Genomic DNA, 20,487 nt, shown 5'->3' on the forward strand with positions numbered 1-20,487 from the left:
GCGTAGGCCCAGGGGGCGGCCCTCAGGCGCTGCGGCCCGGGCCGGTCCGGAGTGGTCACGCGGCCCGGACGTTCCGTTCCGCCGTCGGGCCGTGGGGGCAGGGGCGGCGGGTCGCCGGGCGATGGCGGCGCAGGAAGCGCGGCAGGGGCAGGGCGAGGTTGACGAAGCCCTCGGCCTGCATGGCGGCGAAGCCGATGCGCGGCAGGTCGGCGGAGGCGCGGTAGACGACGAAACGGGGCTCCCAGCGCGGCTGGAACTTGGCGTTGAACTTGTACAGGGACTCGATCTGGAACCAGCGGGAGAGGAACACCAGCAGTCCGCGCCAGGCGCGCAGTACCGGCCCTGCGCCGAGTTTCTCACCGCGGGCCAGTGCCGAGCGGAACATGGCGAAGTTGAGGGAGACGCGGGTGATGCCGAGCTTCGGTGCGGCCTGGAGTGCGGCCACGATGAGCAGTTCGTTCATGCCCGGGTCGGCGGTGCGGTCGCGGCGCATCAGGTCCAGGGAGGCGCCGTCGGTGCCCCAGGGCACGAAGTGCAGGATCGCCTTCAGGTCGCCGTAGGGGCCCGGGTGGTCGTCCGGTTTGTGGGCGGTGGCGATGAGGCAGTCGCCGTCGGCCGGGTCGCCGACGCGGCCCAGGGCCATGGAGAAGCCGCGCTCGGTGTCGGTGCCGCGCCAGTCGTCGGCGGCTCGGCGGATGCGTTCCAGCTCGGCCTCGCCGAGGTCACGGACACGTCGTACCCGGGTTTCGTAACCGGCGCGCTCGATGCGCTTGACCATCTGGCGCACATTGCGCATCGCGCGGCCGGCGAGCGAGAAATCCCTGACGTCCACCACCGCCTCGTCGCCCAGTTCGAGGGCGTCGAGCCCGGTCTCGCGGGCCCACACCTCGCCGCCGGTCTCGGAGCAGCCCATGACGGCGGGGGTCCAGGAGTGGGCCTTTGCCTCGTCCATGAACCGTTCGATGGCGCCGGGCCAGGCCTCGACGTCGCCGATGGGGTCGCCGCTGGCGAGCATCACGCCGGAGACCACGCGGTAGGTGACGGCCGCCTTGCCGCTGGGGGAGAAGACGACGGCCTTGTCGCGGCGCAGCGCAAAGTGGCCGAGGGAGTCGCGGCCGCCGTGCTTCTCCAGCAGGGCGCGCAGCCGGGCCTCGTCCTCCTCGGTGAGGTGTGCGGCGGGGTGTTCGGGGCGGAAGGCCAGGTAGATGGTGGTGACGGCGGTGAGGAGGCCGAGGGCGCCGAGTGAGAAGGCGACGGTCCAGGAGGTGTTGCCCTGGTAGGCGACCGGGCCTTCGAAGCCGAACAGGCCGTAGACGACGTGGGTGATGCGGTCGGCCAGGCTGGGGTCGCCGACCATGCGCTCGGAGTGCACGTTGACGATCAGCAGGCCGAGCAGGAGTGAACCGGCGCTCATGAGCACGAAGTTGGCGAGTGCCCGCCAGCGGCTGCGCGGGTCGGGCAGGGCGTCGAACTGGTCGCGGTGGCGCAGCAGGGGTGCCAGCAGGGCGAGCGAGATGAGGACGCCGGCGATCGAGTGCCGGTAGGTGAACTGGGCGACGGCACCGGCCGGGAGCAGGGCCACGGCCGCCCGCCAGGCCCGGCGCTTGCCGCGTTTGAGGCCGTGGGCGAGCAGCAGCAACAGCACGCCGGCGCTGAGGGACAGGGCGGCCGCGAACGGGCCGAACGCGCCGGGCAGTACCTCGGCGATGGCGTGCATACGGCTGTGCCGGAAGCGTGGGAAGACGCCCGCGGCGATGTCCAGCAGGCCCACGAGGGCGCACGCTCTGCCGACGAGGACGGGCACCGCCTCGGGGCGCGGTCCGCTCAGCAGGCGGCGTACACGGCTCACCTGGCTGGTACGAGCCGCGGTGTTTCCGCGACTCGGAACCTCACCCGACATTTCCTCATCTGTCCTGACAGACATCGCATCCCGTAGTTCTGCGAGCGACCTTGGATCCGGTGCCGATTCGGGCACCCGGCGACATTGCGCCCTCTAGGACGGTGTCTCGGGGGGAGAGGTTCACTCCCCACGTCAAAGCCGTTTCAAAGGCCGAGGAAAGTCCGGAACAAGCCCGCGCGAAGGTATGAGTGCGGTGCGAGTACGGGCGGAAAGCGCTGACAGGTAACCACCCATGGGTCTGGGTCTCACGAGCAACAAGGTGCTGGCGCTGGCGGTGCTGTCCGCCGTGCTGCTGTTCGCCGGCACGGTCTGGCTGTGGCCGCGGCTGGCCCGGCGCGGCTGGCGGGCGGTGGGCGGGCGCGTAGGTCTGCTGCTCGCCACTCAGCTGGCGCTGTTCGCCGCGGTGGGTCTCGCCGCCAATCAGGCCTTCGGTTTCTACGCGAGCTGGGCGGACCTGTTCGGGCAGGAGAAGGAGCAGGGCGTCGTCGTCGACCACACTCCGGGCGACGGCCCGCTGGAGGTGGTCGGCACGCGGCGGGTGCCGGGGGCGGGCGGTGTGCGGCCCCACGTCGGCGGCCGGATCCAGCAGGTCGAGATCGTGGGCAGGACGACCGGGATCGCCACGCCCGCGCACGTGTACCTGCCGCCGGAGTACTTCCAGCCCCGGTACCGCTCCCGTACGTTCCCGGCGGCCGTCGTGCTGACCGGTTATCCGGGCACGGCGTCCGCGCTGGTGGAGAAGCTTCACTATCCGCGCACGGCGCTGGAACTGGCCAGGGCGGGCAGGGCGCGGCCGATGATCCTGGTGATGCTGCGGCCGACCGTGGCGCCGCCCCGGGACACGGAGTGCGTGGACGTTCCCGGCGGCCCGCAGACCGAGTCGTTCTTCGCCAGGGATCTGCCCGATGCCTTGCGTTCGCACTACCGGGTGGCCGAAAAGCCGGGTGGTCTGGGCATCATCGGCAACTCGACGGGCGGCTACTGCGCTTTGAAGATCGCCATGCACCATCCCGGTGTGTACGCCGCCGGAGCGGGCTTGTCCGCGTACTACAAGGCGCCGATCGACGCCACCACGGGCGATCTCTTCCAGGGCGACGAGGGGCTGCGCAATCGCGCCGACCTGTGGTGGTACATCAAGCACGAACCCGCCCCGGACACTTCGCTGCTCGTCACCAGCAGCAGGTCGGGCGAGTCCAACTACAAGGACACCCTGCGCTTCATAGAGCGGGTGAAGGCCACCGGACGGACGCGGATCTCGTCGATCATCCTGGAAAGCGGCGGGCACAACTTCAACACCTGGCGGCGCGAGATTCCGGCGACGCTCGAGTGGATCGGCGGGCGGCTGAACGACCACTGAAAATGATCTTGGAATTGGGTCAGGGGTCGATTCCGTTTCTTCCCGGGTTCTGATGCCGTGTGAACGCTTCGGTGTGGCTTTCTTTTTGCGGGGTGGGTCACCATGATTCGCCTACGCGCGGTAAGTTTCTGGCCATGCCACGTGGACGTCACCGCCATTCCCCGCCCTTGCACAGGCTGCTGCCCCCGTCGGCGATCGCAGGCGTCTCCGTCGTCTGCGCCCTGGGGCCCTGGGTGTTCACGGAGCCGACGGTGCTCCGCGGTCTGGCCGCGGCCGCCGCGGCGACGGCCGTCGTCGGCGCGGTCGTGCTGCGCCGCTGGGACATCCAGGCGGGCAAGCGCGTCGCCGATCTCACGCGCGCGCGGGCGAGCGACGAGTGGCGCTTCGAGGAGCGCGTCGCCGAGCTGGAGGCCGACCTCGAGGAGTCCCGCGAGCTGCGCGGGAAGCTGGAGCAGCGACTGCGCGGCAAGCGCACGGAACTCGCCAAGCTGCGCAACGAGCACGCCGCGCTGCTGCGCCGGTACGCCACGGCGGAGGCGGACCGCGCGAGCGTCCTGGAGGAGCGCCGGGTGCTCGAGATCGAGGCGACGGCTCCGGTCCGGGCGGAGCTGCCGGCGGGGGCGACGGAGGCAGCGGACGCGGACGCGGCGACCGCGGACCTCGCGGTCGAGGAACAGCCGGGGATTCCCGCGGTGTTCTCGCCGGAGGGCTCCAGGCTGTTCCTGCGCGCCATGGCGGCACTCGCCCGGTTCGACGGCGACACGGCCCCGGGCCCGGACGGTGGCGGGGACGGCGACGGCGACGGCGTACCGGAGAACGACGAGGCGGAGCCCGCGCGGGACGACCTGAAGGACGAACGGCGGGAGCCGTCACGGAAGGACGAGCCGCAGGTGCAGTCCGAGGCGGTCGCCGGGAACGAGCACGCGACCGCCGGCACCACGGACCAGGCCGCCCCGTCCGGGCAGCAGACCTCCGGTCACTACACCGTGCCGACCGCGGTGGCAGTCGCCCCGCAGACGCCGGCGCGGCGTCCGGTGGCCGAGGGCGGGTTCGACTTCTTCGGGGCCAAGCAGGGAACGCCAGGGGACGCCCTGGAGGCCGTGCAGAACGAGGACCTGGCCGATGTCGTCGGCCAGGAGGCGCTCGCCCTGCACAAGGCCGAGACCGAGGCCGGGTTCAAGCCGGCGGACGAGGAGTCGCGGGGGATCGGCCAGGTCATCGACCTGACGGAGCACGACGAGACGGAACAGATCGACGTACAGGGGCTGCGCAGCGCGGCGTCCTGACCGGCACGTGACACGAAGGCCCCTTGAATCCACCGCACGGTCAGTCCACCGCATGGCTGGGGCCTTCGCGCGTCAAGCCATCCAGCGGTCCGGCCGCGCGTCCCTGCGGCCGGTCCGGGACCGCTCCGCCTGCGCCGCCAGCAGTTCGCGCGCTTCGGCCGCGTCCCGCAGCCGGGCCCGCACCGTCTTGTTCGCGCCCGTGTCCACACACACGTCGGCCACACCCCGGGCCCGCTCCCAGGGCCCCTGCGTCATCCGTACGCTCTGCACCTTGGCGTGCGGCACCAGCGCCAGGCTCCGCCGCAGCAGCCCCGACCGGGCCGCGAACACCGCGTCCGTGACGCCGAGCCCGTAGCCGCGCCACCACACCGGCGCGCACCACCGGGCGCGGCGCGGTGACGGCGACAGGGCCGCCTGCTCCGGCACGGTCACCCCGGGCAGCACCCGCGCCACGACGGCCTCGGCGACCTCGCGCGGAGCGACCGGCACCAGCAGCGAGTTGGACGAGCCCGCCACGTCCAGCTCCACCCGCACCCAGCCGCGCCGCCGCCACCACAGCGGTTCCACGATCCGCACCGTCTGCACCCGCCCCGGCGGCACCGTCTCGTGGGCCCGGTCCAGCAGACCGTGGTCGATACGCAGTCCGTCGGGCGACTCGGCCACCGTCCAGTCGTACTCGGCGACGAACCGCCCCACGCTGCTCGCGCCCGCCGCGCCCAGCAGGGGCAGGGCGACGGCCAGGACCGTCCACACGCTCTCCGTGGCCAGCCACAGCACCGGCGGGACGACGAGCGCCGCGGCCAACGACCCCCAGGTCCCTCCGCTCAGCAGCAGTGACACGGCCAGAACGCCGGGCGGCACCCGCAGCAGCTGCCGCGCGGGCGCCTCACCGACCTCGTGCGCCGTCTCGGGCGCGAAACCGGCCGCCCGCGCGAGCAGTTCGGCCCGCAGCGCCCGGGCGTCGTCCGCTCCCAGGAAGGCCAGTTCGTCCTTCTTGTCGGTGCCTATGACGTCGAGCCTGAGCTTGGCGACACCCGCGACCCGGGCGAGGAGCGGCTGGGTGACGTCGATCGCCTGGATCCGCTCCAGCCGGATGTGCGCGGTGCGCCGGAACACCAGTCCGGTACGGATGCGCAGTTCGGTGCCGGTCACCGCGAAGTGCGTGAACCACCAGGAGCAGAAGCCGTAGAGGGCGGCGGCCGGGATGATCACGGCGAAACCGATCAGCAGCGTGGTCGTCGTCAGCCGGGACAGATGCCGCTGCGCCCCGTCGGGGTCGTGCACGGCCCAGCCGAAGAGCACGGCGACCGGCGCCCACGCACGCCTGAGCGGTGTGACGGGGTGCAGCCGCCGCTCGATCACCTCACCGGCGGCCTCGGCTGCGGTTCCCGCGGCCTCGGTGGCCCCGGCGGCGCCTGCGGATACGGCGGCCGCGGTGGTGCCGGCCTCGGAGGTCCCGGCCTTGGTGGTCCCGGCGGCGGCGCCTGGGGCTTCAGCGGCCTCGGTGGTCCCGGCGGTGGCACGTGCGGCTTCGGTGGACCCGGCGGCGGCACGCGGGGCTTCGGCGGCCTCGGCGGCCCCGGCCTCTGCGGTCCCAGCGGCGGTACGTGTGGCCTCGGCGGTCCCGGCGGCGGCGCCTGCGGCTTCGGTGGTCCCTGCGGCGGTACGTGCGGCTTCAGCGGCCTCGGCGGTCCCGGCCTCGGTGGCCCTGGCCTCTGCGGTCCCGGCTTCTGCGGTCCCGGCCTCTGCGGACCCAGCGGCGGTACGCGGGGCTTCGGCGGCCCCGGAGGCCTCGGGCGTCGTCACAGCCCCGCCGATCGGGCCTCGCCCAGCTCGGTGAGCCGGTCGCGCAGCCGTTCCGCCTCGGCCGGGTCCAGACCCGGGATCGTCGCGTCGGTCGCCGCGGCGGCCGTGTGCAGCTGCACGCTGGCCAGCCCGAAGTACCGCTCGACGGGCCCGGAGGTGACCTCGACCAGCTGCATCCGCCCGTACGGCACGACCGTCTCCTCGCGCCAGAGCACGCCGCGGCTGATCAGCAGGTCGTCGGCGCGTTCGGCGTACCGCCAGGAGCGCCAGTTGCGGTCGATCATCACCCAGCCCCAGGCCATCAGCGCCAGCGGCAGCACCGCGAAGGCGGCCCAGGCCGGCCCGGCCAGCAGCCCCGGCACCAGCCCGGCGGCCAGCGCGATCAGCCCCAGCCACACCACCAGCAGCAACCGCCGCATCCTCAGCAGCCCGGGCGGCAGCGCGATCCACACGGGCATGCTCCCGTCCACCGCTGTCGCACCCTGTGCCCCCGCCGGCCCCGCGTCCCGCGGGCTCCCCGTCTCCATGAGGCCAGCGTACGTAGGAGAGACTGTGTCCATGACTCCTACGACGGAGACCATGGTCGGAATCGGCGGCGCCGCGGAGAGCACCGACATGGTGCTCAACATCGGGCCGCAGCACCCGTCCACGCACGGCGTGCTGCGGCTGAAGCTCGTCCTGGACGGCGAGCGCATCAGGCACGCCGAGCCGGTGATCGGCTACATGCACCGCGGCGCGGAGAAGCTGTTCGAGGCGCGCGACTACCGCCAGATCATCATGCTCGCCAACCGCCACGACTGGCTGTCGGCCTTCTCCAACGAGCTCGGCGTGGTCCTCGCCGTGGAGCGGATGCTCGGCATGGAGGTCCCCGAGCGCGCGGTGTGGCTGCGCACGCTGCTCGCCGAGCTGAACCGGGTGCTCAACCACCTGATGTTCCTCGGCTCGTACCCGCTGGAGCTCGGCGGGATCACCCCGATCTTCTACGCCTTCCGGGAGCGCGAGGAGCTCCAGCACGTCATGGAGGAGATCTCCGGCGGGCGTATGCACTACATGTTCAACCGCGTCGGCGGCCTCAAGGAGGACCTGCCGGCCGGCTGGACCACACGGGCGCGGACCGCCGTCGCCGACGTGCGCTCCCGCATGGACCGCTTCGACGACCTGGTGCTCGGCAACGAGATCTTCCGGGGCCGCACCCGGGGCGTGGGCGTGCTCACGCCGGAGACCGTGCACGCGTACGGGGTCAGCGGGCCCATCGGACGCGGTTCCGGCGTCGATTTCGACCTGCGCCGGGACGAGCCGTACCTCGCGTACGGCGAGCTGGGCGACGTCCTGAAGGTGGTGACCCGGCAGGAGGGCGACTGCCTCGCCCGCTTCGAGTGCCTCCTGGAGCAGACCCACAACGCGCTCGACCTCGCCGACGCCTGCCTCGACCGCCTCGCCGAGCTGCCGCCCGGGCCGGTCAACCAGCGGCTCCCGAAGGTCCTGAAGGCACCCGAGGGGCACACGTACGCCTGGACCGAGAACCCGCTCGGCATCAACGGCTACTACCTGGTCAGCAAGGGCGAGAAGACCCCGTACCGGCTCAAGCTGCGCTCGGCCTCCTACAACAACATCCAGGCGCTGACGGAGCTGCTGCCGGGCACGCTCGTCGCGGACATGGTGGCGATCCTGGGGTCGATGTTCTTCGTGGTGGGGGACATCGACAAGTAGGCCCTCGCACGGAGGCCCTCGCACGGAGGCCCTCACACCCTCACGCCGTCGGTGCCGGGAGCGGATCCGGAATCCCGACCGGCTGCACCAGCCAGCAGAAGTCGCCCAGGCCGCCCCTCGCGGTGAGCTCGGTGGCCTCCCCGGCGCTCGCGAGGGCGCGTACGTAGGCGGTGGGGTCGGTGGACGCCAGCGCGAGCGGGGGGCGTGCGCCGGTCACGCCCAGGGCGTGCAGCGCCTCGTGCTGCGGGAGCAGCCGCCCACCGGGCAGCGCGCACGCGTCGAGCGCGACATGGGCCGTGATGTCGCACGACCCGTCCGGCACGGCCGCCGTCTCGCGGCCCTCCCGGAACCCGGTGAGCGTCCCGAACGGAGGTCTCGTCCCCACCGTGTGCGCGTAGTCCACGGCGACGGCGAGACCCCGGTCGAGGGTGGCGACCGCCGCGGCCCAGGCCTCGTCCCTGGGCAGGCCGATCTCGGCCCGCAGACCCTCCTCGCCGGGCAGCGGCCACCACCGCTCCAGCCACCGCGCCGCTGCCCCGCCGACCGGCTCCCCGAGCCGCTCGGTCCCGTCCTCCCGGACCAGCACCAGGCGCGTGACACCCGCGGAGTCCACCTCGGCGACCTCCACCGGCACGTTGTCCAGCCACTCGTTGGCGAACAGCAGGCCGCTCGTTCCCCGCGGGGGCGCGGCCGTCCACTCGATCCGGTGATCGAGGCTCTCGGGCCGCTCGGCGACTTCGACGGCCCAGACGCGCGTGCGGGCCGCCACGTCGGCCGGGAGCGCGTCGAGCACCCCGGCGGCCAGCTCGCCCCGTCCGGCCGCCATGTCGACGAAGTCCAGCACCGCGGGCCGCCCCAGTGCCTCGTCGACCCGGCAGAGCAGCCGGGCCACCGCCCCGGCGAACAGCCCCGAAGCGTGCACGGACGTGCGGAAGTGCCCGGCCGGCCCCTCGGCCCGGTGGTAGAAGCCGCCCGGCCCGTACAGCGCCTCCCGGGCCGCCGCACGCCACCCGCTCCACTCGGGCCCGACGCCCCTGGTCCCTGCTGTCACCCGGCCAGGCTATGCGGACGGGTGGCGCACACAACGTACGCAACTCCACCTTGCGGAGTACGCGCGCCCGGTGCGGATCGGCCCTCCGGTTGACCCATGCACCTATCGCGCTTCCCTACGCTGGGTTACGTGCAGCGCCTCTATGACTTCCTCCGCAGGCACCCGATGTGGGTCGACGGCTCCTGGGCCGTGGTCCTCCTCGGGATTTCGGTGGGCAGCGGAGCGTCGGGCGCGTTCGGCCCCCCGGCCGCCGCCGTCACGCTGACGATGCTGCTGTGCCTGGTGGTCGCGCTGCGCCGCCGGATGCCGGAGAAGATGCTGCTGCTCGCGACCGCGGTCGGCCTGGCGCAGCTGATCACCGACGTCGACAAGGGCCCCGCCGACTTCGCCATGCTGGTGATCGTCTACACCGTCGCGGCGGAAGGCGCCCGCTGGGCCTCCCGCTTCGCGCTGGTAGCCGGCCTGTGCGCCTCTCCCATCGCCCACCTGCGCTGGCCGAGCGACCAGACGAACCTCGCCGGCAACATCGCCCTGACGGTCTTCATGACGGTGCCCTTCGCCCTCGCCTGGGTGCTCGGCGACTCCATCCGCACCCGCCGCGCCTACTTCGCGCAGCTGGAGGAGCGGGCCGCCCGCCTGGAGAAGGAGCGGGAGGCACAGTCCAAGGTCGCCGTCGCCGCCGAACGCGCCCGTATCGCCCGCGAGCTGCACGACGTCGTGGCGCACAACGTCTCGGTGATGGTGGTCCAGGCCGACGGAGCCGCCTACGTCCTGGACGCCGCGCCCGACCAGGCGAAGAAGGCCCTGGAGACCATCTCCTCCACCGGCCGTCAGGCCCTCGCCGAAATGCGCCGCCTGCTCGGCGTGCTGCGCACCGGGGAGCACCAGGAGGCCGGCGAGTACGTGCCGCAGCCCGACGTCCAGCAGATCGAGGACCTCGTCGAGCAGTGCCGCGGGCACGGACTGCCCGTCGACTTCAAGGTCGAGGGCACGCCCCGCCCGCTGCCCAGCGGTGTCGAGCTCACGGCGTACCGCATCGTGCAGGAGGCGCTCACCAACACCCGCAAGCACGGCGGGACGGGCGTGGGCGCGAGCGTGCGCCTGGTCTACTTCGACGACGGTCTCGGGCTGCTCGTCGAGGACGACGGCAAGGGCGCCCCGCACGAGCTGTACGAGGAGGGCGGCTTCGACGGCCAGGGGCACGGCCTGATCGGCATGCGGGAGCGGGTCGGCATGGTCGGCGGCACCCTGGACGCCGGACCGCGCCCGGGCGGAGGATTCCGCATCAGTGCCCTGCTGCCGCTCAAACCCGCCTGACGACCTCGGCACGCGCCCCGCTCTGACATCTGTGACGACCTACGGAAGAGGCCTTGATGACGATCCGCGTGATGCTCGTCGACGACCAGGTGCTGCTGCGCACCGGGTTCCGGATGGTGCTCGCCGCCCAGCCGGACATGGAGGTCGTGGCGGAGGCGGGCGACGGGGTCGAGGCCCTCCAGGCACTGCGGACGACCGAGGTCGACGTGGTGCTGATGGACGTCCGCATGCCGAAGCTCGACGGGGTGGAGACGACCCGGCGGATCTGCGGGGACACCGACCCGCCGAAGGTCCTCATCCTGACCACCTTCGACCTCGACGAGTACGCCTTCTCCGGACTGAAGGCGGGCGCCTCCGGCTTCATGCTCAAGGACGTGCCGCCCGGTGAGCTCCTCGCCGCGATCCGCTCCGTGCACAGCGGCGACGCGGTCGTCGCGCCCTCCACCACCCGACGGCTCCTGGACCGCTTCGCGCCGATGCTCCCGGGCACCGCCAAGCAGCCCCAGCACCAGGAACTGGAGCGGCTCACCGGCCGCGAGCGCGAAGTCATGGTGCTGGTCGCGCAGGGCCTGTCCAACGGCGAGATCGCGGCCCGGCTCGTGCTGTCCGAGGCGACCGTGAAGACGCACGTGGGCCGCATCCTGACCAAGCTGGGGCTCAGGGACCGGGTCCAGGTGGTGGTGCTGGCCTACGAGACCGGGCTGGTGCGGGCAGGGGGGCACGGCTGAGCGGCGCACCACGGCCCGCTATCTGAGAATCCCCTCCAGGAACTCGCTGCCCAGCCGGGCCACCACCGTCACGTCCAGCTGGTGCAGGACGTAGCGCCCGCGGCGGCGGGTGGTGAGCAGGCCCGCCTTCTTCAGCACGGCGAGGTGCCGGGATATCTCCGGGGCCGTCATGCCGTGCGCCTGTGCCAGCTCACCCGTGGTGTACGCGCTGCGGGCCAGATTGCGGCAGATGCGCATCCGGACGGGATGCGACAGCGCGGTCATCCGCAGGGCCAGCTGTTCCACGTTGGCCGGGGCGGCGAGCGCGGGGGAGCCGACCGGGTAGTGCAGCACCGGCTGCCAGGCATGGCGGTGCAGGACCATCAGGTGCGGCCAGCCCAGGCTGGTCGGCACGAGCAGCAGGCCGCCGTCGCCCGTGGCCGTACGGCCCTCGGCCAGTTTGTCGACCGTGATCCGGCCGGCCGCCTCGTCGAGCGTGACCGCCGGGGACACCGCGGTCAGCGCCTCGGCCAGGCCCTTGCGGCGCAGCAGCTCCGTCTTGTGGCGGGTGTCCGCGGCGAGCTGGTGGCTCAGCCGGGACCAGGCCTCCGCGAAGAACGCCTCGTCGCAGTCCTCGAGGAACTGCCGCAGCCACGCCCGGATCCTGGGCGGGTCGGCCAGCAGCCGCTCGCTGAACCGCACCTGCTGAGGCCCCCGCGCGGCGGCCAGCTCCAGGGCGCGGCGGCGCGCCTGAGGGTCGGTCAGCACCGCGGGACCGCACTCGCCGTACCCCACGGCGCAGGTGAACTCCAGCGCCGCGTCGACGAACTGCTCGTCGGACAGCTTGTCGAGCAGATCCAGCTCCTCGCCGAGCGTGGCGCCCGGGAGCGCGGTGCGGTCCGGCAGGCCCGCGTACGGCAGGAACAGGTCCGCGAACGTCGTCCGCCACAGGAAGTCGGCCTCGCACATCCGGTCGGCGAGATGCGGGTCGAGCCGGGCCGTCACACCCGTCACCCAGCCCTGCAGCCCCGGGTGGTGCGCCGGCTCGGACAGCGCGTGCAGCGCCATGCCCAGCTCGGCCAGGGGGGAGAGGACCACGGCCACCCTCTCCGGCCGTAACCCCGCGATGTCGATGTGCACGCTCATGACGTCATGGTGCACTCCGCCACTGACAACGCCCCGTCGATTGACGAGCGTCGTCAATCGACGTGCCTCCCCGCCGGGCGCGGACGCACGGTGGTCTCACCGGGGCAGCCGCGGAGCCTTCGGACCTCCATCACCCCGACCCGCAGAGGCCATCCACCATGAGCATCACGCAGCAGTACCTCCTCGACGCCTACCGGGCCCGCTCCCTGGGCGAGCCCGCCCCGCCCGCGCCGGGCACGCACGACTGGCAGGTCGTACGGGAGTGGCGCGACAAGCGGCAGTTCCGGGCGGTCCTGGCCGGCCGTCCGGCCCGCGGCCGGATCCGGGACACCCTGGGCCGGTGGCTCCGGGTGCCGCGGCGGCGCGCTACCTGACCGGCCCGGGCAGCCGGGCCACGAACTCCGCCACCGCCGTCCGCACGTCATCGGCGGTCCACTCCAGCCCGGCTGCCCGCACATGCACCTCCGTGAGGGCCAGGCCCGGGCCGCCCTGGTCCCAGCCGCTGCCGAACAGCACCACTCCCGTCTCCTCGGCCGTCCGGACCGCCGCCTCGGCGACGACGTCCGCGTCGTACGGTAGCCAGACCTGGAAGTCGTGGGTGTGCGGCACCTCCGGGTGCACCCGCGCCCACGGCACCGCGGCCGCCGCGAACCCCTCGCGCAGAGCGGCGGCCACCACGCGCGCCTGGGCGACGTACTCCGGCAGCCGCGGCAGCTCGCGCTCCAGCCCGACCAGCGCCGACAGGGCCGTCGGGAACTGCTGGAAGACCTGGCCTCCGTACCGGTGCCGCCAGGCCTTCGCCTCCTCCACCAGTTCCTTCGGACCCGCGAGCGCCGCGCCGCCGAACGCCTCGAGGGACTTGTAGAACGACACGTAGACGCTGTCCGCCAGGTCCGCGATCTCCTCCAGGGAGCGGCCGAGGTGGACGGTGGACTCCCACAGCCTCGCCCCGTCGAAGTGCACCACCGCGTCCCGCTCCCGCGCGGCCGCCACCACCTCGGTGAGCTCCTCCCAGGACGGCAGCACGAAGCCGGCGTCCCTGAGGGGCAGTTCCAGCATCAGCGCCCCGAAGGGCTCCTCGAAGTCGCGCACCTCGGCGGCGGTCGGCAGCCGCGGCTCGCTCGTCACCCGCACCGGGCGCAGTCCTCCGACCTCGCTGAACGCGTTCCGCTCGTGCACCTCGGGATGGCTCAGGGCGTGCACGGCGACCGTCCGGTTGCCGGTGCGGCCCGCCCAGCAGCGCAGGGCCACCTGCTGGGCCATCGTGCCGGTGGGGAAGAACGCGGCGGCCTCGGTGCCGAGCAGTGCGGCGACCTTCGTCTCCAGCGCCTCCACCACGCCGTCGCCGTACACGTCGGACAGCTCGTCCAGGTCGTGGACGCCCTCCGCCGCGTCCAGTACGGCCAGACGCTCGCGGAGCGTCCAGTGGAAACCGAAGCGCGCCAGCGCCCGCCGTGCGCTGCGAAGGGCGGCCAGCCGCCGCTCACGCGTCCCGGCGCTCCGGTCGTCGTCCGCCACCCGCTGTTCGCTCTCCGCCGTGTCAGTCATGCCCCGGATCCTCCCCCGCGCCCGTGCGGCGGGGCACCCGCTTTTCCGTCCGGGAACCCCGACCCGGAACGCACACCCTGTGGACGGCCGAACACCCCGAACCGATCGCGTTAACATGACGAGAAATCGTCCGGTACCCGGAGCGGACTGGAACGGGAAGGCCGCCCTCGAGTGAACACAACCCCACAGCCAGACCCCAGGGACCGCCCCGCGCGGCTCACCGTCGGTGTCGTAGGCGCCGGCCGCGTCGGCCCGGCACTGGCGGCGTCCCTCCAGCTCGCCGGCCACCGGCCGGTCGCCGTCTCCGCGGTCTCCGACGCCTCCCGGCGCCGCGCCGCCGAGCTGCTGCCCGACGTGCCGGTGATGCCGCCCGCCGAGGTCCTGGAGCGTGCCGAGCTGGTCCTGCTGACGGTTCCCGACGACGCCCTGCCCGACCTGGTCGCCGGCCTCGCCGACACCGGATCGGTCCGGCCGGGGCAGCTGCTCGTCCACACCTCCGGGCGGTACGGCGCGCGGGTCCTCGACCCCGCCCTGCGCGCGGGCGCCCTGCCGCTCGCCCTGCACCCGGCGATGACCTTCACCGGCACGCCCGTCGACGTCCAGCGCCTGGCCGGCTGTTCCTTCGGCGTCACCGCGCCCGAGGAACTGCGCCTCGCCGCCGAGGCACTGGTCATCGAGATGGGCGGCGAGCCGGAGTGGATCGCCGAGGAGAACCGGCCGCTCTACCACGCGGCGCTCGCCCTCGGCGCCAACCACCTGGTCACCCTGGTCGCCCAGTCGATGGAGCTGCTGGGCGCGGCCGGTGTCTCGGCCCCCGACCGGATGCTCGGCCCCCTGCTCGGCGCGGCCCTGGACAACGCCCTGCGCTCCGGCGACGCGGCCCTCACCGGCCCCGTCGCGCGCGGGGACGCGGGCACGGTCGCCGCGCACATCGGCGAGCTGCGCCGGCACGCCCCGCAGGCCGTCGCGGGCTACCTGGCGATGGCCCGCGCGACCGCCGACCGGGCCCTGGCCCACGGGCTGCTGAAGCCCGAGCTGGCCGAGGACCTCCTCGGGGTACTCGCCCACGGGACCGACGGCACCGACGGCATCGAAGGGGACGCCCGATGACCATCGCCCTGCTGAGCACCGCGGGTGAACTGCACGCACGCGCGCGTGCGGGCCGCCGCGCCGTGGTGATGACCATGGGCGCCCTCCACGAGGGCCACGCCACGCTGATCCGCACCGCGCGCGGGATCGCGGGCAGAGACGGCGAGGTCGTCGTCACGGTCTTCGTCAACCCGCTCCAGTTCGGCGAGGGCGAGGACCTCGACCGTTACCCGCGCACCCTCGACGCCGACGTCAAGCTCGCCGAACAGTCCGGCGCGGACGTCGTGTTCGCCCCCGCCGTCGACGAGGTCTACCCGGGCGGCGAACCCCAGGTCCGCATCACGGCCGGCCCCATGGGCGAGCGCCTGGAGGGCGCCTCCCGCCCCGGCCACTTCGACGGCATGCTCACGGTCGTGGCCAAGCTGCTGCACCTCACCCGTCCCGACGTCGCCCTGTACGGCCAGAAGGACGCCCAGCAGCTCGCCCTCATCCGCCGCATGGTGCGGGACCTGAACTTCGGCGTGGAGATCGTCGGCGTGCGCACCGTCCGCGAGGAGGACGGCCTGGCCCTGTCCAGCCGCAACCGCTACCTCTCGCCCGCCGAGCGGCGCACCGCCCTCGCGCTGTCCCGGGCCCTGTTCGCCGGCCAGGACCGGCACGCCGCGCAGGAGGCGCTGCGCGCCCGGGCCCGTGAAGTGCCCGCCTCGCGCGCGCGTGCGGAGGCCCTCAGCGCCATAGGGGAGTCCCGGGCGGCGGCCGACGCGCACGCCGTCGCGACGGCCGTCCCGGGCGGCCCGGCCGCCGTCCGCGCCGCCGCCCGCCAGGTCCTCGACGAGGCCGCCCGCCTCGAACCGCCGCTCGCGCTGGACTACCTCGCCCTGGTCGACCCGTCCGACTTCACCGAGATCGGCGACGACTTCACCGGCGAGGCGGTCCTCGCCGTCGCCGCCCGGGTCGGGACGACCCGGCTGATCGACAACATCCCCCTGACCTTCGGAACGTTCGGAGCCGCCTCGTGAGCGCCACAGGCATACGACTGCACGCGCCCGCCCCCGGCTGGTCCATCACCGCGGACGTGGTCGTCGTGGGTTCCGGTGTCGCCGGCCTGACCGCGGCCCTGCGCTGCGAGGCGGCCGGCCTGCACACGGTCGTCGTCACCAAGGCCCGCCTCGACGACGGCTCCACCCGCTGGGCGCAGGGCGGCATCGCCGCGGCCCTCGGCGAGGGCGACACCCCCGAACAGCACCTCGACGACACCCTGGTCGCGGGCGCGGGCCTGTGCGACGAGGAAGCGGTCCGCCTCCTCGTCACCGAGGGCCCCGACGCCGTACGCCGTCTCATCGAGACCGGCGCCCAGTTCGACGAGTCCGCCGAGGGCGGGCTGGAACTCACCCGCGAGGGCGGCCACCACCGCCGCCGCATCGCTCACGCCGGCGGCGACGCCACCGGCGCCGAGATCTCCCGCGCCCTGGTCGAGGCGGTCCGCGCCCGCGGCACGCGCACCATCGAGAACGCGCTCGTCCTGGACCTCCTCACGGACGCCGAGGGCCACACGGCCGGCGTCACCCTGCACGTCATGGGCGAGGGCCAGCACGACGGCGTCGGCGCGGTCCACGCCCCCGCGGTGGTCCTGGCGACCGGCGGCATGGGCCAGGTCTTCTCCGCGACCACCAACCCCTCGGTCTCCACGGGCGACGGCGTGGCGCTCGCGCTGCGGGCCGGCGCGGAGGTCAGCGACCTGGAGTTCGTCCAGTTCCACCCCACCGTGCTCTTCCTCGGTCCGGACGCGGAGGGCCAGCAGCCCCTGGTCTCCGAGGCGGTACGCGGCGAGGGCGCCCACCTGGTCGACGCCGACGGCGTGCGCTTCATGGTCGGCCAGCACGAACTGGCCGAGCTCGCACCGCGCGACATCGTCGCCAAGGGCATCATGCGCCGCATGCAGGAGCGGGACGCCGAGCACATGTACCTCGACGCCCGCCACTTCGGCGCCGACATGTGGGAGCAACGCTTCCCGACGATCCTGGCCGCCTGCCGCGCCCACGGCATCGACCCCGTCACCGAGCCCATCCCGATCGCCCCGGCCGCCCACTACGCCTCCGGCGGCGTCCGCACCGACTCCCACGGCCGTACGACCGTGCCCGGCCTGTACGCGTGCGGCGAGGTCGCCTGCACCGGCGTGCACGGCGCGAACCGCCTGGCCTCCAACTCCCTCCTCGAAGGCCTGGTCTACGCCGAGCGGATCGCGGCCGACATCGCCGCGACCGGCCTCCACGCACGCGTACCGCAGCCACTCCCGCACCCGGAAACCCCCGAACACCCCCTCCAGACCCCCGAGGCCCGCTTCACGATCCAGCGGATCATGACGAACGGTGCCGGAGTCCTGCGCTCCGAGGAGTCCCTGTCGAAGGCCGCCGACCGGCTCCAGCGACTGCACACCGACGCCCGCGAGGCCCTCGCCGAGAACGGCAAGACCGCCGAGCCCGGCGTCGACACCTGGGAGGCCACCAACCTGCTGTGCGTGGCCCGCGTCCTGGTCTCCGCCGCCCAGCTGCGCGAGGAGACCCGGGGCTGCCACTGGCGCGAGGACCGCCCCGAGCGCGACGACCCCACCTGGCGCCGCCACATCGTCGTCCGCCTGAACCCCGACCGCTCGCTGGCCGTGCACACCACGCACACCACAAACTTCCCTACGACCTTCCCGCCTCAGTCCCCCCAGGAGCAGTGACCGACGTGAGCACCCCCGATCTTCCCCTCGCCTCGTCCGGAGGCTGCGGCGACGGCTGCGCCTGCGGCGCCGACGAAGAGGCCTACCTCGAGTGCGGCCTGGACCCCGCGCTCGCCCAGCTCCTGGCCGACGCCGGACTCGACCCCGTCGAGGTCGAGGACATCGCCAACGTGGCCCTCCAGGAGGACCTGGCGGGCGGCGTGGACGTGACCACGGTCGCGACCATCCCCGAGGACGCGATCGCCACCGCCGACTTCACCGCCCGCGAGACGGGCGTCGTCGCCGGCCTCCGCATCGCCGAAGCGGTCATCTCGGTCGTCTGCGAAGAGGAACTCGAGATCGAGCGCCACGCCGAGGACGGCGACCGCGTCGAAGCCGGCCAGAAGCTCCTCTCGGTCACCACCCGCACCCGCGACCTGCTCACCGCCGAACGCAGCGCGCTGAACATCCTGTGCCGCCTGTCCGGCATCGCGACGGCCACCCGCGCCTGGGCGGACGTCCTGGACGGCACCAAGGCCAAGGTCCGCGACACCCGCAAGACGACCCCCGGTCTGCGCTCGCTCGAGAAGTACGCGGTCCGCTGCGGCGGCGGCGTCAATCACCGCATGTCCCTCTCGGACGCGGCCCTCGTCAAGGACAACCACGTGGTCGCCGCGGGCGGCGTCGCCCAGGCCTTCAAGGCCGTCCGCGAACGCTTCCCCGACGTCCCCATCGAGGTCGAGGTCGACACCCTCCACCAGCTCCGCGAGGTCCTGGACGCCGGCGCCGACCTGATCCTCCTGGACAACTTCACGCCGGCGGAGTGCGAGGAGGCCGTCGCCGTCGTCCAGGGCCGGGCCGCCCTGGAGGCCTCGGGCCGCCTCACCCTCGACAACGCCAAGGCCTACGCCGGCACCGGCGTCGACTACCTGGCCGTCGGCGCCCTCACCCACTCCTCGCCGATCCTGGACATCGGCCTGGACCTCCGGCCGGCGGAGTAGGGGAGCGGGTACGGGCCATGCTGCTCACGATCGACGTAGGCAACACCCACACCGTCCTCGGCCTGTTCGACGGCGACGAGATCGTCGAACACTGGCGCATCTCCACGGACGCCCGCCGCACCGCCGACGAGCTGGCGGTCCTCCTCCAGGGCCTGATGGGCATGCACCCGCTGCTCGGTGACGACCTGGGCGACGGCATCGACGGCATCGCCATCTGCGCCACCGTCCCCTCGGTCCTGCACGAGCTCCGCGAGGTGACGCGCCGCTACTACGGCGACGTGCCCGCCATCCTCATCGAACCGGGCGTCAAGACGGGCGTCCCGATCCTCACGGACCACCCCAAGGAGGTCGGCGCGGACCGCATCATCAACGCGGTCGCCGCCGTCCAGCTCTACGGCGGCCCCGCCATCGTCGTCGACTTCGGCACCGCGACGACGTTCGACGCGGTCAGCGCGCGGGGTGAGTACGTCGGCGGCGTCATCGCCCCCGGCATCGAGATCTCCGTCGAGGCCCTCGGCGTCCGCGGCGCCCAGCTCCGCAAGATCGAGGTGGCCCGGCCTCGCAGCGTCATCGGCAAGAACACGGTCGAGGCGATGCAGTCGGGCATCATCTACGGCTTCGCCGGACAGGTCGACGGCGTCGTCAACCGCATGGCCCGCGAGCTGTCCGACGACCCCGACGACGTCACGGTCATCGCGACGGGCGGTCTGGCACCCATGGTGTTGGGCGAGTCGTCGGTCATCGACGAGCACGAGCCGTGGCTGACGCTGATCGGGTTGCGGCTGGTGTACGAGCGGAACGTGTCGCGCATGTGAGGTGCGCGGACCTGGCGTTGGTCCTGGGGGTCCGCAGCCCGGTGTGACAGGGTGCTCGGCGTTGGTGCGGGGGCGGGGCGTTGCGCAGCCCGGCGGTGCGGGGTGCCGCTGCGCCCACCCTCCCCCAAGCTCTCGGCTTCGCTCGAGCAGGGGGGACCCCCATCGCCCCCAGGGGGGACCCCCATCGCCCCAGCGGCACGACTGCCCGCAGCGGCAGTCGCCGACGCACGGAAGGGGACGTGTCGGGGGGTGTCCGCCCGCAGCTGGTTGGCGCGTCAACGGACAGTCAATTGGTCTCCGACCCCATCGCGCCGTTCCGAGGGACCCACCACCCGGCGTCAGGCGCTACGCGCACCCGCCCCCACCCGGGTGGTCCCCCACGCCACACCCACCCGCTATGCGGGATTTGTCTGATTAGCGCGTATGGTCGCCGCATGCCCACGCCATACGGATCCCGCGGCGGCATGGCGTTCGGCGTGGAGGAGCTGCGTGTGCTCCGCCGCGCTCTCGCCCTCGCCCTCCACCCCACCTCGATCTCGTCCGACGACGCCCAGGACTGCCTCCGCCTCGCAGAGTCGCTCGACGAGGCGATGCGAGAGGGAGCCCGGCTGCGTGCCTTTCTCGTGGCCGACCTGGGCCGTTACCGCGCCGCCCTTCCCGGCACCGCCGCCGGCTACCTCGCACTCCTGGACGAAGCGCTGAGTGCCGGATACCGCCCCCTTCCCGACGACCTCGCCGCCCTCCGCGCCCTGCGGGGCAATCCCACCGCCGCCGCCCTCCTGGACCGCTGCGGCCCGCTCATCGAGCCGTCCGCCCCGTCCGCCCCGGTGACCTCCGCCCCCACGACCAGGCCGCCCACCATCCCGGCATCCCGCTCGCGCTCCCGCTCCCGCGACCGCTCCGGCCTCCACCTCCTGCCCCTCCCGGGCGGCCTCACCAGCACACCGGACTTCGCCGAGGGCCACCCCGAGAAGAAGCCCGCACGAAAGCCGGCCACCCCGAAACCCGCACCCAAGCCCAGCCCGGCCCCCACCCCGGGCACCCCGAAGC

At 73.3% G+C, this 20,487-nt stretch carries 18 protein-coding genes; 12 read left to right on the forward strand and 6 right to left on the reverse strand.

Annotation, left to right across the window (positions count from 1 at the left end):
- Window positions 1–55: 55 nt before the first annotated feature.
- Window positions 56–1,900: a phosphatidylglycerol lysyltransferase domain-containing protein gene (locus tag IE97_RS0111455; RefSeq protein WP_030236077.1), complete on the reverse strand. Its 1,845-nt coding sequence runs from the start codon at window positions 1,898–1,900 to the stop codon at window positions 56–58.
- A 238-nt stretch (window positions 1,901–2,138) separates the two neighbouring features.
- On the opposite strand from IE97_RS0111455, the gene IE97_RS0111460 reads away from it, so the two are divergent.
- Both IE97_RS0111460 and IE97_RS0111465 read left to right on the forward strand, forming a co-directional pair.
- On the forward strand, window positions 2,139–3,257 hold the full coding sequence (locus tag IE97_RS0111460) for an alpha/beta hydrolase (protein WP_030236082.1): 1,119 nt from the start codon (window positions 2,139–2,141) through the stop codon (window positions 3,255–3,257).
- Between the two features lie 134 nt (window positions 3,258–3,391).
- Complete coding sequence (locus IE97_RS0111465) at window positions 3,392–4,543, forward strand: hypothetical protein (RefSeq protein ID WP_051704923.1); 1,152 nt, start codon at window positions 3,392–3,394, stop codon at window positions 4,541–4,543.
- 72 nt (window positions 4,544–4,615) lie between these two features.
- Here IE97_RS0111465 and IE97_RS38380 read toward each other — a convergent pair whose 3' ends face one another.
- Together IE97_RS38380 and IE97_RS0111475 are read right to left on the reverse strand one after the other, a co-directional pair.
- Window positions 4,616–5,905 (reverse strand): PH domain-containing protein, encoded by a 1,290-nt coding sequence (locus IE97_RS38380; RefSeq protein ID WP_051704927.1) that lies wholly within the window; start codon window positions 5,903–5,905, stop codon window positions 4,616–4,618.
- Window positions 5,906–6,345: 440 nt separating this feature from the next.
- The gene (locus tag IE97_RS0111475) at window positions 6,346–6,876 is read right to left on the reverse strand and encodes a PH domain-containing protein (RefSeq protein WP_030236094.1); all 531 of its coding nucleotides are present in this window, start codon (window positions 6,874–6,876) and stop codon (window positions 6,346–6,348) included.
- A 31-nt stretch (window positions 6,877–6,907) separates the two neighbouring features.
- Between IE97_RS0111475 and IE97_RS0111480 the strand changes: the two genes are divergently transcribed.
- Entirely contained in the window at window positions 6,908–8,059 is a 1,152-nt protein-coding gene (locus IE97_RS0111480) for an NADH-quinone oxidoreductase subunit D (RefSeq protein WP_030236099.1), read from the forward strand.
- Window positions 8,060–8,099: 40 nt separating this feature from the next.
- Here IE97_RS0111480 and IE97_RS0111485 read toward each other — a convergent pair whose 3' ends face one another.
- The gene (locus tag IE97_RS0111485; RefSeq protein WP_030236102.1) at window positions 8,100–9,110 is read right to left on the reverse strand and encodes an SAM-dependent methyltransferase; all 1,011 of its coding nucleotides are present in this window, start codon (window positions 9,108–9,110) and stop codon (window positions 8,100–8,102) included.
- Between the two features lie 129 nt (window positions 9,111–9,239).
- Between IE97_RS0111485 and IE97_RS0111490 the strand changes: the two genes are divergently transcribed.
- Both IE97_RS0111490 and IE97_RS0111495 read left to right on the forward strand, forming a co-directional pair.
- Window positions 9,240–10,427, forward strand: a complete 1,188-nt coding sequence (locus IE97_RS0111490) for a sensor histidine kinase (RefSeq protein WP_030236106.1) — start codon at window positions 9,240–9,242, stop codon at window positions 10,425–10,427.
- 56 nt (window positions 10,428–10,483) lie between these two features.
- The gene (locus tag IE97_RS0111495) at window positions 10,484–11,155 is read left to right on the forward strand and encodes a response regulator transcription factor (protein WP_030236111.1); all 672 of its coding nucleotides are present in this window, start codon (window positions 10,484–10,486) and stop codon (window positions 11,153–11,155) included.
- Between the two features lie 18 nt (window positions 11,156–11,173).
- Here IE97_RS0111495 and IE97_RS0111500 read toward each other — a convergent pair whose 3' ends face one another.
- Window positions 11,174–12,280 (reverse strand): DUF5937 family protein, encoded by a 1,107-nt coding sequence (locus tag IE97_RS0111500; RefSeq protein ID WP_030236114.1) that lies wholly within the window; start codon window positions 12,278–12,280, stop codon window positions 11,174–11,176.
- Between the two features lie 158 nt (window positions 12,281–12,438).
- Here IE97_RS0111500 and IE97_RS0111505 point away from each other — a divergent pair, with 158 nt between their 5' ends.
- Window positions 12,439–12,654, forward strand: a complete 216-nt coding sequence (locus IE97_RS0111505; protein ID WP_030236118.1) for a hypothetical protein — start codon at window positions 12,439–12,441, stop codon at window positions 12,652–12,654.
- On the opposite strand, the gene IE97_RS0111510 is transcribed toward IE97_RS0111505, so the two are convergent.
- Window positions 12,647–13,828, reverse strand: coding sequence for a threonine aldolase family protein (locus IE97_RS0111510; protein WP_037844211.1), 1,182 nt, complete (start codon window positions 13,826–13,828; stop codon window positions 12,647–12,649). The genes IE97_RS0111505 and IE97_RS0111510 overlap by 8 nt on opposite strands.
- 171 nt (window positions 13,829–13,999) lie before the next feature.
- On the opposite strand from IE97_RS0111510, the gene IE97_RS0111515 reads away from it, so the two are divergent.
- The 6 genes from IE97_RS0111515 to IE97_RS40125 form a co-directional block, all read left to right on the forward strand.
- Window positions 14,000–14,938 carry a Rossmann-like and DUF2520 domain-containing protein gene (locus tag IE97_RS0111515; protein ID WP_030236126.1) on the forward strand — a complete coding sequence of 313 codons (939 nt, stop codon included), beginning with the start codon at window positions 14,000–14,002 and terminating at the stop codon, window positions 14,936–14,938.
- On the forward strand, window positions 14,935–15,936 hold the full coding sequence (panC, locus tag IE97_RS0111520; protein WP_030236130.1) for a pantoate--beta-alanine ligase: 1,002 nt from the start codon (window positions 14,935–14,937) through the stop codon (window positions 15,934–15,936). The genes IE97_RS0111515 and panC overlap by 4 nt, the downstream gene beginning before the upstream one ends.
- Entirely contained in the window at window positions 15,933–17,642 is a 1,710-nt protein-coding gene (locus tag IE97_RS0111525) for an L-aspartate oxidase (RefSeq protein WP_030236133.1), read from the forward strand. Before panC ends, IE97_RS0111525 begins: the two co-directional genes overlap by 4 nt.
- Before the next feature lie 5 nt (window positions 17,643–17,647).
- The gene (gene nadC / locus IE97_RS0111530) at window positions 17,648–18,622 is read left to right on the forward strand and encodes a carboxylating nicotinate-nucleotide diphosphorylase (RefSeq protein ID WP_030236136.1); all 975 of its coding nucleotides are present in this window, start codon (window positions 17,648–17,650) and stop codon (window positions 18,620–18,622) included.
- Between the two features lie 17 nt (window positions 18,623–18,639).
- Entirely contained in the window at window positions 18,640–19,437 is a 798-nt protein-coding gene (locus IE97_RS0111535; protein WP_030236139.1) for a type III pantothenate kinase, read from the forward strand.
- A 434-nt stretch (window positions 19,438–19,871) separates the two neighbouring features.
- A partial coding sequence (locus tag IE97_RS40125; RefSeq protein ID WP_078603184.1) for a hypothetical protein occupies window positions 19,872–20,487 on the forward strand: 616 nt, incomplete at its 3' end.

The organism is Streptomyces sp. NRRL S-455 (genome assembly GCF_000717875.1).
Taxonomy (GTDB): Bacteria; Actinomycetota; Actinomycetes; order Streptomycetales; family Streptomycetaceae; genus Streptomyces.

Coding starts and splice junctions, on each gene's coding strand:
- IE97_RS0111455 (WP_030236077.1), bottom strand. CDS start 1,900: ATGTCGGGTGAGGTTCCGAGTCGCGGAAACACCGCGGCTCGTACCAGC.
- IE97_RS0111465 (WP_051704923.1), top strand. CDS start 3,392: ATGCCACGTGGACGTCACCGCCATTCCCCGCCCTTGCACAGGCTGCTG.
- IE97_RS0111475 (WP_030236094.1), bottom strand. CDS start 6,876: ATGGAGACGGGGAGCCCGCGGGACGCGGGGCCGGCGGGGGCACAGGGT.
- IE97_RS0111480 (WP_030236099.1), top strand. CDS start 6,908: ATGACTCCTACGACGGAGACCATGGTCGGAATCGGCGGCGCCGCGGAG.
- IE97_RS0111495 (WP_030236111.1), top strand. CDS start 10,484: ATGACGATCCGCGTGATGCTCGTCGACGACCAGGTGCTGCTGCGCACC.
- IE97_RS0111500 (WP_030236114.1), bottom strand. CDS start 12,280: ATGAGCGTGCACATCGACATCGCGGGGTTACGGCCGGAGAGGGTGGCC.
- IE97_RS0111505 (WP_030236118.1), top strand. CDS start 12,439: ATGAGCATCACGCAGCAGTACCTCCTCGACGCCTACCGGGCCCGCTCC.
- IE97_RS0111510 (WP_037844211.1), bottom strand. CDS start 13,828: ATGACTGACACGGCGGAGAGCGAACAGCGGGTGGCGGACGACGACCGG.
- panC (WP_030236130.1), top strand. CDS start 14,935: ATGACCATCGCCCTGCTGAGCACCGCGGGTGAACTGCACGCACGCGCG.
- IE97_RS0111535 (WP_030236139.1), top strand. CDS start 18,640: ATGCTGCTCACGATCGACGTAGGCAACACCCACACCGTCCTCGGCCTG.